At 71.5% G+C, this 15,712-nt stretch carries 13 protein-coding genes; 6 read left to right on the top strand and 7 right to left on the bottom strand.

Annotation, left to right across the window (positions count from 1 at the left end; all coding sequences use genetic code 11):
* Positions 1-88 precede the first annotated feature (88 nt).
* Positions 89-958, top strand: a complete 870-nt coding sequence (locus ACT3SP_RS10525; RefSeq protein WP_444587241.1) for a C40 family peptidase — start codon at positions 89-91, stop codon at positions 956-958.
* A 102-nt stretch (positions 959-1,060) separates the two neighbouring features.
* Here the strand turns inward: ACT3SP_RS10525 and ACT3SP_RS10520 are convergent, their stop codons facing one another.
* From ACT3SP_RS10520 to ACT3SP_RS10505, 4 genes are all read right to left on the bottom strand, one after another.
* Positions 1,061-1,195: a hypothetical protein gene (locus tag ACT3SP_RS10520; protein ID WP_444587240.1), complete on the bottom strand. Its 135-nt coding sequence runs from the start codon at positions 1,193-1,195 to the stop codon at positions 1,061-1,063.
* Between the two features lie 209 nt (positions 1,196-1,404).
* Positions 1,405-2,058, bottom strand: coding sequence for a GNAT family N-acetyltransferase (locus tag ACT3SP_RS10515; RefSeq protein WP_444587239.1), 654 nt, complete (start codon positions 2,056-2,058; stop codon positions 1,405-1,407).
* Entirely contained in the window at positions 2,051-3,181 is a 1,131-nt protein-coding gene (locus tag ACT3SP_RS10510; RefSeq protein ID WP_444587238.1) for a glycosyltransferase family 4 protein, read from the bottom strand. The genes ACT3SP_RS10515 and ACT3SP_RS10510 overlap by 8 nt, the downstream gene beginning before the upstream one ends.
* A 10-nt stretch (positions 3,182-3,191) precedes the next feature.
* Positions 3,192-4,340, bottom strand: coding sequence for an NAD-dependent epimerase/dehydratase family protein (locus ACT3SP_RS10505; protein ID WP_444587237.1), 1,149 nt, complete (start codon positions 4,338-4,340; stop codon positions 3,192-3,194).
* Positions 4,341-4,500: 160 nt separating this feature from the next.
* Here ACT3SP_RS10505 and folP point away from each other — a divergent pair, with 160 nt between their 5' ends.
* The 5 genes from folP to ACT3SP_RS10480 all read left to right on the top strand — a co-directional run bounded on the left by folP (position 4,501) and on the right by ACT3SP_RS10480 (position 10,587).
* Positions 4,501-5,484, top strand: a complete 984-nt coding sequence (gene folP / locus ACT3SP_RS10500; RefSeq protein WP_444587236.1) for a dihydropteroate synthase — start codon at positions 4,501-4,503, stop codon at positions 5,482-5,484.
* A 256-nt stretch (positions 5,485-5,740) separates the two neighbouring features.
* Positions 5,741-7,414, top strand: coding sequence for an extracellular solute-binding protein (locus ACT3SP_RS10495; protein ID WP_444587235.1), 1,674 nt, complete (start codon positions 5,741-5,743; stop codon positions 7,412-7,414).
* On the top strand, positions 7,414-8,406 hold the full coding sequence (locus ACT3SP_RS10490; protein WP_444587234.1) for an ABC transporter permease: 993 nt from the start codon (positions 7,414-7,416) through the stop codon (positions 8,404-8,406). Before ACT3SP_RS10495 ends, ACT3SP_RS10490 begins: the two co-directional genes overlap by 1 nt.
* Positions 8,406-9,353: a carbohydrate ABC transporter permease gene (locus ACT3SP_RS10485; protein ID WP_444587233.1), complete on the top strand. Its 948-nt coding sequence runs from the start codon at positions 8,406-8,408 to the stop codon at positions 9,351-9,353. Before ACT3SP_RS10490 ends, ACT3SP_RS10485 begins: the two co-directional genes overlap by 1 nt.
* Positions 9,354-9,450: 97 nt before the next feature.
* Complete coding sequence (locus ACT3SP_RS10480) at positions 9,451-10,587, top strand: ROK family protein (RefSeq protein ID WP_444587232.1); 1,137 nt, start codon at positions 9,451-9,453, stop codon at positions 10,585-10,587.
* 37 nt (positions 10,588-10,624) lie between these two features.
* Here the strand turns inward: ACT3SP_RS10480 and ACT3SP_RS10475 are convergent, their stop codons facing one another.
* The 3 genes from ACT3SP_RS10475 to ACT3SP_RS10465 form a co-directional block, all read right to left on the bottom strand.
* The gene (locus ACT3SP_RS10475; protein WP_444587231.1) at positions 10,625-13,807 is read right to left on the bottom strand and encodes an alpha-mannosidase; all 3,183 of its coding nucleotides are present in this window, start codon (positions 13,805-13,807) and stop codon (positions 10,625-10,627) included.
* Positions 13,808-13,913: 106 nt separating this feature from the next.
* Positions 13,914-14,720 (bottom strand): serine hydrolase domain-containing protein, encoded by an 807-nt coding sequence (locus ACT3SP_RS10470; RefSeq protein WP_444587230.1) that lies wholly within the window; start codon positions 14,718-14,720, stop codon positions 13,914-13,916.
* Positions 14,717-15,613 carry a serine hydrolase domain-containing protein gene (locus tag ACT3SP_RS10465; RefSeq protein ID WP_444587229.1) on the bottom strand — a complete coding sequence of 299 codons (897 nt, stop codon included), beginning with the start codon at positions 15,611-15,613 and terminating at the stop codon, positions 14,717-14,719. Before ACT3SP_RS10465 ends, ACT3SP_RS10470 begins: the two co-directional genes overlap by 4 nt.
* Positions 15,614-15,712 lie beyond the last annotated feature (99 nt).

Raw genomic sequence — 15,712 nt, 5'->3', positions numbered from 1 at the left:
CGGCTCCTCACAGGACGCCACCGCTCCGCCGAGATCCGCGTCGCGGGATGCGACGGACCACCAGCAGCTCGCACGAAGGACCACACCCATGACGCATCAGAACACCCACCGCGCGGCCGGCCGCGCCGTCACCCCGCTCACCGGCACCCACCGCGCGGCCCGCGCCCTCGGCGGCAGCGCCGTCCTCGGCACGATCCTGGTCGGCACCGCCTTCACGGGCGGCTCCGCCGCGATGGCCAACGACGAGGCGCTCCTCGGCGCCGACGAGGGGACCAGCACCTCGCAGTCCGCTCCCGCCCAGTCCGCCTCGGCCCCGTCCGACTCGGAGGGGACCGCCTCGCAGTCCTCCTCCCAGGAGGCGCTGCGCCAGGGCGACTCCGGCGAGGCCGTCGAGACCCTGCAGGCCGCGCTGAACGCGCAGGGCGCCGATCTGCCCGAGACCGGCTACTTCGGCTCCATGACCGCCGACGCGGTCCTCGCGTTCCAGACCGAGAACGGCCTCCAGGTCGACGGCGTCGTGGGACCCGAGACCCAGGGTGCGCTCGGCGGCGGGTCCGCCGAGGCCGCCCCGGCCAGCTCCTCCTCCGCGGGAGAGGCCGCAGTGCCGGCGAGCGCCTCGTCCTCGAGCGGCGACGCGATCGTCGATGCCGCGCGCTCCGCCGTCGGCACCCCGTACTCCTGGGGCGGTTCCTCGCTCAGCGGCATGGACTGCTCGGGCCTGGTGACCTTCGCCTACGACGCCGCCGGCATCGACGTGCCGCGCACCAGCGGCGAGATGGCCGCCCAGGGCCGCAGCATCTCCGAGTCCGAGGCGCAGCCGGGCGATCTCGTGGTGTGGCCCGGGCACGTCGCGATCTACGTCGGCGACGGCCAGATCATCGACGCCTCCGGCTCCCAGCAGGTGGTCGGCGAGCGCGGGATCTGGGGCAGCCCGACCGGGTTCGTCACCTTCCGCTGACCCCCCCGCCCGGCCCCGCGCCGGCTCTCCGAGGCCCGGTCCCGCACGCAGCGGGGCCGGGCCTCGTCCGTGCCGTCGGGGACCTCCCGCGGAGCGACGGGCTCAGCGCAGCGGGGCCTCGAGGACGGTCAGCACCTCCGCCTCCCGGAGGCCGAGCGCCCGGTTCAGCGCGAGCATCGGCGCGTTGTCGAGCGCGGTGCACGTCTGGATCCAACGGGCGGCGGCGTACTCGGGCACCGCGGCGAGGTTCTCGAGGTTGGCGAGCTTCAGGGCCCGGCCGATGCCGCGGCCGCGAGCGCGCGACCCACCCCGCGGAGACGGTCGTCCAGCCGCTTCCCGTCGCCGGTCGGCGCCGCGCCCGGCCCGGCCCCGGGGGCACGCCCCGGACCCGGGGGCACGCCCCGGACTCGGGAGCACGCCCCGGGCTCCGATGCTGCGTCCCGGGATCAGATCCCGAGGCGGTGGTCGAGCGCGGCCCGGATCCCCGGCCACTCCGGGGCGAGGATCGAGTAGACCACGGTGTGCCGCACGGATCCGTCGGGCAGGATCCGGTGCGCGCGCAGGATGCCGTCCTGCTGGGCGCCGAGGCGCTCGACGGCCCGCCGCGAGGCGATGTTCAGGTGATGCACCCGGAACTCCACCCGCAGACAGCCGAGCTCGTCGAAGGCGTGCCCGAGCAGCAGGCGCTTCATCGCGGGGTTGACCCCGGTGCGCTGGGCGGAGCCCGCGAGGTAGGTGTTCCCGATCTCCAGGCCCCGGTCGGCGAGGGCGAGGTTCATGAAGGTGGTCAGCCCCAGCGCCCGCCCGTCCGCCTCGCGCACCACCACCCAGGCGATCCGTGTGCCCGCGGCGACGTCCTCCCGCAATCCACGCACCGCGGCGGGCAGGGCCTCGGGGGCGGGCACGTGCGGGGCGTAGGGCAGGCGCCAGATCTCGCCGTCGGCCACGACCTGCTGCAGCGGCGCCACGTGGTGCTCGGCGAGCGGCTCCATCCGCAGGCCGTGGCCGCGGAGCACGACCGGGACCGGGGAGGGCAGCGGCGTCGTGGGGACGGAGCGGGTGCTCGACCCGCTCCCCTCGTCCACCGGGAGCTCAGCCATGGGCACCCCCGTGCTGCTCGATCGCCATCTCGTAGTAGCGCAGGAGGTCGTCGGAGGCGCTGTCCCACGAGAACCTCTCCGCCTCCGCCCGCGCCGCCTCGCGGAGGCGTGCGCGCAGCTCGCCGTCCCCGAGACGGGTGAGCGCGGCGTCCAGGCTCGCCTCGTCCCCGGAGTCGAACAGCAGCCCGTCGACCCCGTCGGTGACCTGCTCGAGCGTCGGCCCCGAGCGGGCGGCGACCACCGGGAGACCGGAGGCCATGCCCTCGAGGATCACCAGGCCCAGGGTCTCGGTGACGGAGGGGAAGACGAACGCGTCGGAGCTGGCGAAGGCGCTCGCGAGCTCCTCCCCCTCCATGAAGCCCGGGAACAGGGTCGCGGTGCCGGCGAAGATCTGCTCGAGCTCGGGCCGGTACGGGCCGTCGCCCACGATCGCGAGGGCCACGTCGTCGCGCCGCTCCATCAGCGGCCGCAGGATGTGGATCTCCTTCTCCGCCGCCAGTCGGCCCACGAACACCAGCAGCGTCTTGTCCGGGTGGCCCTGGGTGAGGCGCTCGCGCATCGCGTCGTCGGCGAAACGGGGGTGGAAGGTCCGCGTGTCCACGCCGCGCCGGACCACGTGCAGGTTGTGCAGGCCCTTCTCGGCGAGCTCGGCGCGCATCGACTCGGAGGTCGCGATGTTGACGTCGGCGAGCGCGTGGTTGCGCTTGATCTGCCACCACACCGCGGGCTTGCCCCAGCGGTAGGCCCGGTACAGGTCCAGATAGCGCGGGATGTGCGTGTGGTAGCTCGCGACCAGGGGGATCCGCTGGCGATGGGCGGCGTAGGCGCCCGAGGAGGCGAGCAGCAGCGGCTGCGCGGCGTGGACCACGTCCGGGTGGAAGCCGCGGATGATGCCGTCCACGGTGGGGTTGGGGAGGGTGAAGCGTCGGTGCTTGTAGAACGGCAGGGTGACCGGCTTGATGCCCACGACCCGGGCCCCGTGGTGCTCGGTGACGCCCAGCTCCGGGGCGATCACCATCACCTCGTGGCCGAGGTCCGTGAACCGTTCGACGGCGTGGCGCAGACGGGTCACCACGCCGTCGACCGAGGGCAGGAAGGTCTCCGTGACGATCGCGATCTTCACGGGGGCGGGCTCACTTCCAGGTGACGGTGGGCATGACCAGCTCGCGCCGGACGCGGTCGGTGTTGTTCAGCGCCACCTTCAGCACCTCGGTGAGGTGCTCGTCGGTCAGCAGGTGCGGCTCGAGGCCGAGGTCCAGCAGGTTGGTGTTGACCGCGTTGTAGTAGTGGTCGTACTTCTCCACGCGCGGGTTCTCGGTGGTGGCGATCTCCGCCTCGAGACCGAGGTCGCGGGCGACGGACTGCACCTTCTCGGCGAGCTCCTTGACGGAGAACTGCTCGGTGAACTGGTTGTACACACGGAACTCGCCGCGCTCGGCGGGGTTCTCGCAGGCGATCTCGATGCAGCGCACGGTGTCCTGGATGTCCAGGTAGCCGCGGGTCTGGGAGCCGTTGCCGTAGACCGTGAGGTCGTGGCCGATGGCGGCCTGGATGAGGAACCGGTTCAGGGCGGTGCCGAACACGGCGTCGTAGTCGAAGCGGTTGACCAGGCGGGGATCCAGGCGGGTCTCGTCGGTCTCGAGACCGTAGACCACGCCCTGGTTGAGGTCGGTGGCGCGCACGCCCCAGACGCGGCAGGCGAACATGATGTTGTCGCTGTCGTGCACCTTGGTGAGGTGGTAGAAGGAGCCGGGGGCCTTCGGGAACGGCAGGCGGTCCGTGCGGCCCTTGTGCTCGATCTCGATCCAGCCCTCCTCGATGTCGATGTTCGGCTGGCCGTACTCGCCCATGGTGCCGAGCTTGACGAGGTGGCAGTCGGGGGCGAGGTCCTTGATCGCCCACAGCACGTTCAGGGTGCCCTCGACGTTGTTGCGATGGTTCTCGATCGCGTGCTCGCGGTCGATCATCGAGTAGGGCGCCGAGCGGTGCTCGGCGAAGTGCACGAAGGACTCCGGCCGGACCTCCTGGAAGATCGCCGTGACGTCCTCGTAGTCGGTGAGATCCGCGATCCGCACCGCGATGTCCTTGCCGGAGATCTCTCGCCACGCCGCCACCCGCTCCTCGAGCGGGAGGATCGGGGTCATGGAGTTCGAGCCGAGCTCCACGTCGATCTCGCGGCGCACCAGGTTGTCCACGATCGTGACGTCATGGCCCTTCTGCGAGAGGTACAGGGCAGTGGGCCATCCGCAGAAGCCATCTCCGCCGGCGACGACGATCTTCATCTGGTGAGTCCTCCATAGGTCCTGGTGCCGGTGCGCGGGGGATCCCGCCGCCGGTGCGTGCACGGTGGATTGTGCGATCCCGCCCGCACCCATAGCGTAGTCGGGATCGGGAGCCGCGCGATGGTGCGGAACGCCCGCCTGAACTGCGGAGGAACGGACCATGAACGACGTCGACGACGAGAGCGCTGCGGGCCGTCCCCTCCTGAGCGGATCCACTGTATCCCGCCCCTCCGACCCTGCGCCGGGAGCCGCGTCGTGCCGTCCCGACGCGGCGGCCGCGCTCGAGATCGCGCCGCGGCCGCTCCCGGACCTCGCGCGCCGCGTGCTCGTGATGGGCATCGTGAACCGCACCCGGGACTCCTTCTTCGACGAGGGCCGCACCTGGGAACTGGAGGCCGCGGTCGCCGCCGGCCTCGCCGCCGCCGAGGACGGCGCCGACCTGATCGACGTGGGCGGGGTGAAGTTCGCGCCCGGGGAGCCGCTGCCCGTCGCGGAGGAGATCGCGCGGGTGGTTCCCGTGGTCGCCGCCCTGCGCCGCGAGCTGCCGGCGCACGTGCTGCTCTCGGTGGACACCTTCCACGCCGCGGTGGCGCGCGCGGCCGTCGACGTCGGTGCGGACCTGATCAACGACACCACCGGGCTCTCCGACCCCGAGATGGCCCCCGCGGTCGCCGCGACCGGCGCCTCGCTGGTCCTCACCCATTCGGTGGCACGACCCCGACAGCCCTGCCCCCGTCCCCGCTACGACGACGTGGTCACGGAGGTGCGGGACTTCCTCGCCGCCCGCCTCGAGCGCGCCCTGGAGGCCGGGGTCCCGCGGGAGCGGATCGTCCTGGATCCCGGGCCCGACCTCAACAAGAGCACCGAGCAGACTCTCGACGTCCTGCGCGGCTGGGACGAGTACACCGCGTTCGATCTGCCGCTGCTGGCGGCCCTGTCCCGGAAGGACTTCGTGGGCGAGGCGCTCGGGCTGCCCAAGGAGGAGCGCCTCGAGGGCTCCCTCGCCGCGGCGGCCTGGGCGATGCGCCTCGGTGCCCGGATCCTGCGGGTGCACGACGTGCGGGCCACGGTGCGCATGGTGCGCATGCTCGAGGTCCTCGCCGGGTGGCGCGAGCCCGCCGGGCCGCTCGTCCACAACGTGTGAGCGGCCCGGGAGAACAACCGTGATCCCGCTGGGCGACCACCCCATGCCACCACCTCTGTCAGATCTGTTGACACTTCGTGCACAGATAGGTCACAGTGTGGACGATCCCGACGACGGGGTCACTCACTCACCCCGGCAAGGACGGCGCGACCCGCCGCCGAGACGTCGGGGCTAGCGGCCCTTACAGCGACTCATGGTCCGCACAGCGATGTGCGCTTTGAGTCATCCGCACGTCTCTCCCGACAGAAGGTGGACCATGCCCTCCCGTCCCCGCTCCCTTCCGACCCCTTCGGTCAGTCGCCGCTCGGCCCTTGCCCTCGCCGGTGCCGGCGCCGGGGCGCTCGGCCTCGCCGCCTGCTCATCGGGCGACGAGGTCTCCCGGCCCAAGTCCGACGCCTCCGAGTTCATCCCCCCGAACACCGTCGAGGCCCCCGCCGTGGACGGCCTGATCTCCAGCGACGTCGAGGGCGTCCCGCCCATGATGATCGGCTCCCCCAAGGAGTACTTCGCCTCCGTCGAGGAGAAGCCCGCCGCCGGCGGGACGCTCTCGACCTTCCAGATCCTGTGGGGTGCCCCCGTGCTCGAGCGCGAGGACAACCAGGTGTGGCAGAAGCTCGAGGAAGAGCTCGGGATCGACACGCTGAACGCGACGATGGTCCCCGACTCCTCGTTCAGCGACAAGCTCGCCACCACGCTGGCCTCCGGCGATCTGCCGGACCTCGTCCATCTCGACGACAACAACCCCAATGCGGCCCGCGCCATCCAGGACGGTGCCTTCGTGGCGCTGAACGAGTACCTCGAGGGCGATCTCATCGAGCAGTATCCGAACCTCGCCACCACACCGCAGTCGGCCTGGGAGGACTCGCACAAGAACGGCACCCTGTACGGCATCCCGCAGCCGGCAGCGGCGATCAACTGGTTCCCGGCGATCCGCAAGGACGCGATGGAGCAGATCGGGCTCACGGACGTTCCGCAGGACGGATCCGAGCTCCGCGAGATGCTCGTCGAGTTCGGGAAGATCGGCACACTCGGGGGGCGCAAGGTCTGGGGCGTCGGCGCCCTGGACGCGGCGATCTTCGAGCCGATCTTCGCGCTCGGTCCCGAGTACCAGGTCCGAGACGGGGAGGTCACCACCAAGTACCACCTGCCCGAGTACGAGCAGTTCCTGGAGTACATGGCCGACCTCTGGTCCGAGGGAGTCTTCCATCCCGACGCCCTCGGCCAGGTCGATCCGGAGCTGTTCGCACAGGGACAGACGCTGTACTACTCGGCGTCCTTCGCGGGCTACTACTGGATCCCGGACCTGGGACGCGTGAACCTCGTCAAGCGCGCAGTGCCCACCGCGGAGGTCACCCACTTCGTGGTCCCCGCCATGGAGGGCGGCCCGGGACAGTTCGTGCTGTCCAAGGCATACGGCGCGATCGTCGGATTCAGCCGCGACAAGGCAGACTCTCCCGAGCGCGTCGAGGAGCTGCTGCGCATCTGCAACTACTACCGCGCGCCGTTCGGATCGAACGAGGCGAAGTTCCTCCAGTACGGCATCGAGGGCCGGAACTTCACCGTCGGCGACGGCAACGCGATCGAGCCGATCGAGGACGCGCCCAACGAGGGCCACGTGACGTACTCCGGCCTCCTGCAGAACCCGGTCAACTCGCTGCCCGCGAAGAACGAGGACCTCGCGGACAATGTCCGGCAGACGCTCGAGGGAATGGCATCGGCGGGAGTGAAGGACGAGCTCATCACGCTGCCCAGCGAGGCGCGCGCCCGGCACCAGACCAAGCTCACCGAGATCCAACAGGACTACTTCAACGGAATCGTGTCGGGTCGACGCCCCGTCTCCGACATCGCGGACCTCCGCTCCTCGCTCCTCAGCAACGGCGGACAGGAGATCCTCGACGAGTACAGCCGCCTCCTCGAGGACGCCGAGTGATGACCAGCTCCGTCGACACCGAGGAGCGCAGCAGCGCATCTGCTGCTCCCGCGAGCGACTCCGCGCTGCGGCCGACCGCCACGAGGCGCCGCGCCTCACTGTGGAGGAGGATCTATCGCGAGCGCTCGATCTATGTCTTCATCCTCCCCGGCCTGCTCTTCTTCCTGATCTTCGCCTATCTCCCGCTGCTCGGGAACATCGTGGCGTTCCAGGACTACTCGCCCTATCTGGGCGTCACCGGTTCGAGGTTCGTCGGGTTCGACAACTTCGCGTCGATCTTCCAGGATCCCGAGGTCATCCAGGCGCTGGTCAACACGCTGATCATCTCGTTCCTCCAGATCGCCTTCGCGTTCCCCGCCCCGATCCTGCTCGCACTGTTCCTGAACTCGCTGGTCTCGGACCGCCTCAAGCGCACGATCCAGACCATCGTCTACCTCCCCCACTTCATCTCCTGGGTGGTGGTCATCTCGATCTGGCAGAAGATCCTCGGCGGCGCGGGACTCGTGTCACAGATCTCCGAGCAGATCGGGCTGGGCGCCATCAACCTCATGTCGAACCCCGAGCTGTTCAAGATTCTGGTGACCTCGCAGGTGATCTGGAAGGACATCGGGTGGGGGACCATCATCTTCTTCGCGGCGATCTCTGCCATCCCGACGGAGCTCTACGAGGCCGCGGCGGCCGACGGAGCCGGGTCCTGGCGGCGGATCTGGCACATCACGCTGCCCGGGATGATGCCGGTCATCTCGATCCTGCTGATCCTCACGGTCGGGAACACGCTGACGGTCGGATTCGAGCAGCTGCTGCTCCAGCAGCCTGCCGTCGGTGCCGCGGCGGCCCAGGTCCTCGACACCTTCGTGTACTTCCGCGGGATCGCGGGAGGGGACTGGGGAGTGTCGACAGCTGCCGGGCTGCTCAAGGGAGTGATCGCCACGGCGCTCGTCCTGGGAGCCAACTGGCTGGCCAAGCGCATGGGCGGAGAGGGAGTCATCTGATGAGCACCACGGAGACACGGACATCCACGGGGTCGCGCCCCGGCGCGACCGGACGTCGGCCGCGGCGCCCGAGCAGCCAGCCCGTCTGGGCGGAGCGGCCGGGGCCGATCATGCAGGCCGCCAAGGGCCTGCTCATCGGCGCCATCTGCGTGGTGATGCTGTATCCGCTGATCTACGTCATCGCCATGAGCTTCGGCACGGCCGAGAGCATCCAGTCCGGGCAGCTCTTCCCGACGAGCTTCTCGCTCGAGGCCTACAGATCGGTCCTCTCCGGAGGGGTCGTCACCCGGGCCATCCTGAACTCCGTGTTCATCACCGCAGTGGGCACCTTCCTGTCGGTCCTGCTCACGGCGATGCTGTCCTACGGGCTGATGCGGACGCGCGAGGTGCCCGGCGCACGCATCGTGCTGATCCTCGTGCTGCTCACGATGCTTTTCGGGGCCGGGATCATCCCGATGTACATCCTCATGAAGACGCTCGGTCTGCTGGACTCGCACTGGTCGATCATCCTTCCGGGGCTGATCGGCGCGTTCAACCTCATCGTGATGCGCAACTTCTTCATGAACCTCCCCGGGGAGCTGTTCGAGGCGGCCCGCATCGACGGCGCGGGGCACTTCCGGATCTTCTTCCAGATCGTCGTCCCGCTGTCGAAGGCCGTGATCGCCGTGATCGCCCTCTTCTACGCGGTGGGCTACTGGAACGTCTTCTTCAACGCGATGATCTACCTCAACGACACGTCGAAGTGGCCGATCCAGGTGGTGCTGAACCAGTTCGTGGTCCAGAATTCCGACATCAACGCGCTGCAGAACCCGGATCGTCCGCCGCCCCCTGCGCAAGCCGTCCAGATGGCGGTCATCGTGCTGGCGACCCTCCCGATCCTCGTCGTGTACCCGTTCCTGCAGCGCTACTTCACCAAGGGAGTGCTGACCGGTGCCATCAAGTCGTAGGGATGTCGCGGTGCCCTCCGCCTCGCCGACCGGGAGCGGGACCGCCGCGGCGTCAGTGCGTGACAGGCTGCTCGACGTGGTCTCCAAGGAGGGGCCGATGCACCGCGCCGAGCTGGCGCGCTGGCTCGACGTCTCTCGCACCACCGTCACCAAGACGGTCAACGAACTGCTGGACGACGGTGTCCTGGTGGTCCTGGACGACGACGGGAACACCGACCGCCTGCCCTCGCCACCCGCCCCGGCGGCCTCTCCCCCGGGGCGGCTGAAGCGCAAGCTCGGGCTGAATCCCCTGCGCACGCTGCTGGCGACCGCAGTGTTCAGGATCGACCGGTTCGAGATCACCCTGGGGGCGGCCGACGGGCGTCTGCTCGCGACCCGGACCGAGCCTCTCTCGGCCGACGCCGGCGGTGAGGAGCGGCTCGAGCAGGGCCGGGCGGCGTTCCGTGGCCTCCTGCGCGAGCACTCGCTGCCCGTGGACGCCGTTCGAGGGTTCTATGTCGCCGTGAACGCCCAGATCGACGACGACACCGGCGAGGTCCCCTCCGCGGAGGCCTCGACGATCTGGTTCGGGAGCAACGTGAAGCGGACCGTGGCGGACTGGGCCCCGAACGCCCGGGTCCACGTCGACAACACCGCCCGCCTCTCCGCCCTGGCCGAGTACCTCTCGCTGCCGTCGCCGCGACCGCGCAGCCTCGTGTACGTCGAGCTGACGTGGGGCATCGGGATGGGCCTCGTCAAGGACGGGATGAGCTACGGGGGAGGACACGGCGGGGCCGGGGAGATCGGGCACATGAGCCTGGACCACCGCGGTGAGCTCTGCGGCTGCGGGAACCGCGGCTGCCTGCAGGGATTCGTCGGGATGCACGCCGTGCTCGAGCGGGGGAGCGAGGTCCTGGGGCGGGAGGTGACCGATGTCGCCGAGATCGGAGATCTGGCCACCGGGGACGACCCGCGCTGTCGCGCCCTGGTGCGGGAGATCGGCGAGGACCTCGGAGCAGGGCTGGTCACCGTCTGCAACCTGCTCGATCCGAACCTCGTCGTGCTCGGCGGTGAGCTGACACGGCTCGGCCCCGGGCTGGCAACCGCGGCCGAGCGCGTCATCCGCCGGCGGGCCCTTCCGCTGGCCACCCGGTCCCTCGACCTCCGGATCGCCGATCTCTCGGAGGACATGCACTCGGACTCCCTCGCCGCCCTGTGGATGCTGCGGTCCCGGGAGTACGCGCTCCCGGGCTGAGCAGGCTCCGGCGCGTCCGGCTGCCCGGGGCCCGCTCTCAGCCCCGGGTCACCCGCATGGTCTTGATCTCGAAGGGGCGGAACGCGAGCTCGACCGTGCCGTCCTCGTTCCGCCGCAGGGCCGAGCGGAACGCGGGGGCCTCCTCGCCGAAGGGCCGCTCGAGCAGGTCGACCGCGCGGACCTCGCCCCCGGCCAGCGCGGGGTCGAGGGCGAGGGCCGCGACGGCGCGGGCGCCGCGGGACTCGTACAGTCGCAGCACCAGGTCCCCGGAGCGGTCCTCGGCGAGCTTCACCGTCTCGACGATCACGCTCGTGGCCCCGCCGCCGGCCCCACCGGCCGGTGACAGCGTGACCAGCGGCGTCGCGAGGGCCGCGGCCGCGGCGGCCGGGACCTTCCGCTCGGGCAGGTTCAGCCGGTAGCCCTCCTCGATCGCCTCGGCGATGCCCGCGCCGGGGCGCACCGCGACACGGAGGGTGTACTGCCCGTGGTCGGCGGCCGGATCGGGGTACTCCGGGGAGCGCACCAGGGTGAGGCGGGTCGTGGTGGTGGTGCCGCCGTCCTCCTCGCGCATGGTGCGCAGCACGTCGTGGCCGTAGGTGGAGTCGTTCGCGATCGCCACCCCGTGCTCGCCCTCGGCCGCGTGCACCCAGCGGTGGGCGCAGGTCTCGAAACGGGCGAAGTCCCAGCTGGTGTTCACGGGGATCGGGCGGTCCACGTGCCCGAACTGGACCTCGCTGCTGAGGTGCGCGGCACGCACGTCGAGCGGGAAGGCGAGCTTGAGGGCCTTCTTGCGCTCGCGCCAGTCGATGTCGTGCACGATCTCGAGCGACTCGTCGCCCGGCCGCAGCACGAAGGTCTTCACGATGGTGGAGCCGGCGCCGGTGACCCCGGAGGTCTCCTCCTCCGCGCCGAGCGCCGTCGAATAGGTGAAGGCGATGCGGGCGCCGCCGTCCTCCTCGCTGACCTCCATGCCGGTCGGGGCGTCGAGGTCCCGGACCACGCGGCGGTAGAACTCGTCGATGTCCCAGGCGTCCCACGCGTTGGGGGTGTCGCGGTGCAGCTGCAGCAGGGCGCCGCGCGCCCCCGGGGCGATGGCCTCGCGCCCGGTCCGGCGGTCCACCAGGGAGACCAGCGAGCCGGAGCCGTCCAGCTCCGCACGCAGCGCCGCGTTCTCGACGGCGGTGCTGTCCCCGGAGCGCACCACGACCACCGCCTCGGGGCTCTCCTCGGGCTCGCCGACGCCGTACGGCGCGACGCCGCGCCGGGGCACCGGGGCCGTGTTGAGCAGCAGCCGGCCGCCCCCGTCGGCAGGAGCCTCGCCGTCCGCAGGAGCGTCGCCGTCGGCAGGAGCCTCCTCGTCGGCAGGCGTGCCGTGCGCGGCGAGGGCGGCGAGGGCGTCCTCGATGATCGCCTCGGCGCGCACGGCGAGCGCGGCGTGCTGCTGCTCGGCCTCGCGGTGCACCCAGGCGATCGAGGAGCCTGGGAGGATGTCGTGGAACTGGTTCAGCAGCGCGTCCTCCCAGAGCGCCTCGAGCTCGTCGTGCGGGTAGGGATGGCCGGCCCGCAGCGCCGCGAGGGAGGCGAGCAGCTCCGCCTCGTGCAGCAGGTGCTCGCTGCGGCGGTTGCCCTGCTTGGTGCCGAGCTGGGCGGAGTAGGTGCCGCGGTGCAGCTCGAGGTACAGCTCGCCGTTCCACACCGGGGCGTCGGGGTATTCCTCCCGCGCGCGCTCGAAGAAGTCCGCGGCGGTGCCGAACTCGACCTTCGGGGAGCCCTCGAGATCGGCGGCCCGCCGTCCGGCGGCCATCATCTCGCGGGTGGGGCCCCCTCCCCCGTCGCCCCAGCCGAACAGGTCGATCCCGATCGAGGAGCGGCCCTTCTCCTTGAAGTTCCGCTCGAAGTGGGCGAGCTCGGCGCCGCTGAGCATGCCGTTGTACGTGTCCGCCGGCGGGAAGTGGGTGAACACGCTGGTCCCGTCGATCCCCTCCCAGCGGAAGGTGTGGTGGGGGAAGGTGTTGACCTGGTTCCAGGAGACCTTCTGGGTCAGGAAGAACTCCTGGCCGGCGAGAGCCGCGATCTGCGGCAGCGCGGCGGAGTAGCCGAAGGAGTCCGGCAGCCAGGTCTCCCGGGTCTCGACGCCGAAGTTCTCCAGGAAGAACCGCTTGCCGGCGACGAACTGGCGCGCCATCGCCTCGGAGCCGGGCATGTTGGTGTCCGACTCGACCCACATCCCGCCCACGGGCACGAAGCGCCCCTCGGCGACGCGCTCGCGGATCCGGGCGAACAGCTCGGGATAGCGGTCCTTCAGCCACCGGTACTGCTGGGCCGACGAGGCGGAGAACGTGAAGTCCGGGTCGGTCTCGATGAGGGTGCAGGCGTTGGAGAAGGTGCGCGCGACCTTCCGCACGGTCTCGCGCACCGGCCACAGCCAGGCCGAATCGATGTGGGCGTGCCCGGTGGCGAGCACGGTGAGGGCGGAGGCGCCGGCCTTCGCGGCGAGGACCGGGGCGAGCACCTCGCGGGCCGCCGCGGCGGTGCCGGGCATGTCATCGGGGTCCGCGGTGTCGCAGGCGGCCTCCAGCGCACGCAGGATCTCGTGCCGGCGCTGACCGGTCGCGGGGAGCTGCTCCATGAGCCCCACCAGGGCGCGGAAGTCCTCGGCGAGCTCCCAGATCCGCACGTCGCGGCGGGCGAGGTGCAGCTCCCTGATCGTGTAGAGCTCCTCCTCGGGCACGGTGGCGAGGTCGCCGAGCGCGGTGGGCTCGAAGGTCCAGTCCCCGGCGACCATGGGGTTCGCGGCGCACTCGAGGTAGAGGTCCAGCTCCTGCCCCGGAGGCACCGGGAGATGGCGGTTGAAGGGGTTGATGGCCTTGACGGGCACACCGTCGGGCGTGACCACGAGCGCCTCCGCCTGGAAGCCGGGCTGGCCGGTGAAGGCGAGGTCGACGACGAGCTCCGGGGCCGAGGTCTCGTCCGCGGCCCAGTCCCCGGGCACGGTGCCGGTGATGTGCAGCCAGGTGGTCGACCACGCCCGGCCCAGCGGTGCGCCGACCTCGAGCGGCGTGTACTCCTGCGCGATGGCCTCTCGGGGCGGGATCGGCTCGCCGTCGACGCGGTGGGCGGCGATCCGGACCGGGGCCGTCTGCTGGTAGATCCTCGGGGCGAGGTGGTCCTGGGCGAATCGGCGGATCCGGGACTCGGTGAGCTCCCTGTCGTCGAACATGAAGCGGCTCCTCTGGCGCGGGCGGCGGGCGGCGGGCCCGGTATGCATCGAGCACGCTATCGCTTCAGCCGGCCTCGGGGCGGGCGGTCGCTCCGGGGGCGGCGGGTCAGCCGTGCTCGGCGAGCACGGCGTCGGCCAGGCGGGGCATGACCTCGCGGTGCGCGTCGCAGAACTCGTGGGAGGTGCCCACCACGAGGGCGAGGTCCGCCGCGGGATCCACCCAGAAGGCGGTGCCGAGCATGCCGAAGTGCCCGACGGTGGCCTCGCTGTTGCCGTGCCCGGTCCAGTGCGGGGACTTGGTGCCGCGCACCTCGAGGCCGAGCGCGAAGGGATTCGGGTCCTGCTTCCCGAAGCCGGGCATGATGCCCACCAGCTCGGGGAACTGCACACGCGTGAGCTCGGCGTGCCAGGCCGGCTCGAACAGGGTGGGGCGCAGCAGCTCGGCGGCGAGCAGCGCGAGGTCGGCGATCGGTCCGGAGGCGCCGACCGACGGCGAGCCGCTCCACTCGAGGCGGTCCATGCCCAGCGGCCCGGCGAGCCGTTCCCGGATCCAGTCGCCGGCGTCGAGCCCGGTGGCGCGCGCGACGTGCCGGGCGGCTTCGTCGATCGCGTAGTTGGAGTAGTGGCGCCGCAGGCCCGGGGCCTGCAGCGTGCGCTCCGACTCGTAGAAGTATCCCGAGGCGTGCGCGAGCAGGTGGCGCAGGGTCGCGCCGGGAGGGCCCGCCTCGTCGTCGAGGTCGACGCGGCCCTCCTGCGCGGCCAGGACGGCGCCGCAGCCGGTGAGGGTCTTGGTGACCGATCGCCAGGGACGCACCCGGTCCACGTCGCCGCGGCGAGCGCGCTCCCCCTCGGGGCCCAGCACGATCGCGGCGGCCTCGAAGCCGAAGTCGTCCAGGACCTCCAGTGCGCTCATCGCGCGCCGCCGCCGTCGGTCCTCGCCTCCGCACCCTCTGTGCCCGCCCCCGCGAAGCGCTCGAGGATCGCGTCGGTCACGCCGGGCCACACGCGCACGTGCTCGGGACCGAAGGGCTCGTCGCCGAGGAAGGCGGCGGTCAGCGCGCGCTCGGGGTCCACCCAGAGGAACGAGCCGGACTGGCCGAAGTGGCCGAAGGTCGCGGGCGAGGAGTGCGCGCCGGTCCAGTGCGGATCCTTGGCGCCGCGGATCTCGAGGCCCAGCCCCCAGTCGTTGGGCTTCTGACGTCCGTAGCCGGGCAGGATCCCGGCCAGTCCCGGGAACTGCACGGACGTCGCCTCGCGCCACAGCTCCTCGGAGAGCAGGGTGGGGGCCAGCAGCTCCCGGCCCACGGCCAGCAGGTCGCGGATCGAGCCGCGGTAGCCCGCGGCGGGCGAGCCGGTCACCTCGAGGTCGGTGAGCTCGAGCCCCTGGACGACGGTCTGCTCCATCCAGTCCTCGAAGTCGTAGCCGGTGGCCTCCTCGACGTGGGCGGCGAGCAGCTCGAAGCCGGTGTTGGAGTAGATGCGGCGGGCCCCGACGGCGCCGACGGTCTCGTCGCCGTCGAAGGAGCAGCCCGAGGTGTGGGCGAGCAGGTGGCGCACGGTCGCGCCCTCGGGCCCGGCCGGCTCGTCGAGGTCGACGAGGCCGCGCTCGACCGCGATCAGGGTGCCGAGGGCCGCGAGGGGCTTGGAGACGCTCGCCAGGTCCCGGACCTGCGCGTCGTCGCCCTGGACGTGCAGGACCCCGTCGGCGTCGGAGACGCCCAGGGCGTGGGCGAAGTCGAGGTCGACGGGGATCTCGGGCTGGGTCTCGGACGGGGTCTCGGGCTGGGTCTCGGGCTGGGTCTCCACAGGCCCAAATATCGCATACGGGCCGGTCGCCGCATGGTGGTCCGCCGCGGCCTCCCGCCCTCGCTCCCGGAGCGCGCTGCGCCCCGGCCACCCGCGCCG

The sequence above is a fragment of the Brachybacterium sp. AOP43-C2-M15 genome, from assembly GCF_052446295.1.
Classification (GTDB): domain Bacteria; phylum Actinomycetota; class Actinomycetes; order Actinomycetales; family Dermabacteraceae; genus Brachybacterium.
This window is presented reverse-complemented; position numbering and strand designations above follow the sequence as displayed.

Bases quoted from the DNA above. Each gene is read 5' to 3' on its own strand.
- ACT3SP_RS10470 (WP_444587230.1), bottom strand. From the start codon at position 14,720: ATGAGCGCACTGGAGGTCCTGGACGACTTCGGCTTCGAGGCCGCCGCG.
- ACT3SP_RS10480 (WP_444587232.1), top strand. From the start codon at position 9,451: ATGCACCGCGCCGAGCTGGCGCGCTGGCTCGACGTCTCTCGCACCACC.
- ACT3SP_RS10495 (WP_444587235.1), top strand. From the start codon at position 5,741: ATGCCCTCCCGTCCCCGCTCCCTTCCGACCCCTTCGGTCAGTCGCCGC.
- ACT3SP_RS10475 (WP_444587231.1), bottom strand. From the start codon at position 13,807: ATGTTCGACGACAGGGAGCTCACCGAGTCCCGGATCCGCCGATTCGCC.
- ACT3SP_RS10515 (WP_444587239.1), bottom strand. From the start codon at position 2,058: ATGGCTGAGCTCCCGGTGGACGAGGGGAGCGGGTCGAGCACCCGCTCC.
- folP (WP_444587236.1), top strand. From the start codon at position 4,501: ATGAACGACGTCGACGACGAGAGCGCTGCGGGCCGTCCCCTCCTGAGC.
- ACT3SP_RS10490 (WP_444587234.1), top strand. From the start codon at position 7,414: ATGACCAGCTCCGTCGACACCGAGGAGCGCAGCAGCGCATCTGCTGCT.
- ACT3SP_RS10485 (WP_444587233.1), top strand. From the start codon at position 8,406: ATGAGCACCACGGAGACACGGACATCCACGGGGTCGCGCCCCGGCGCG.
- ACT3SP_RS10525 (WP_444587241.1), top strand. From the start codon at position 89: ATGACGCATCAGAACACCCACCGCGCGGCCGGCCGCGCCGTCACCCCG.
- ACT3SP_RS10505 (WP_444587237.1), bottom strand. From the start codon at position 4,340: ATGAAGATCGTCGTCGCCGGCGGAGATGGCTTCTGCGGATGGCCCACT.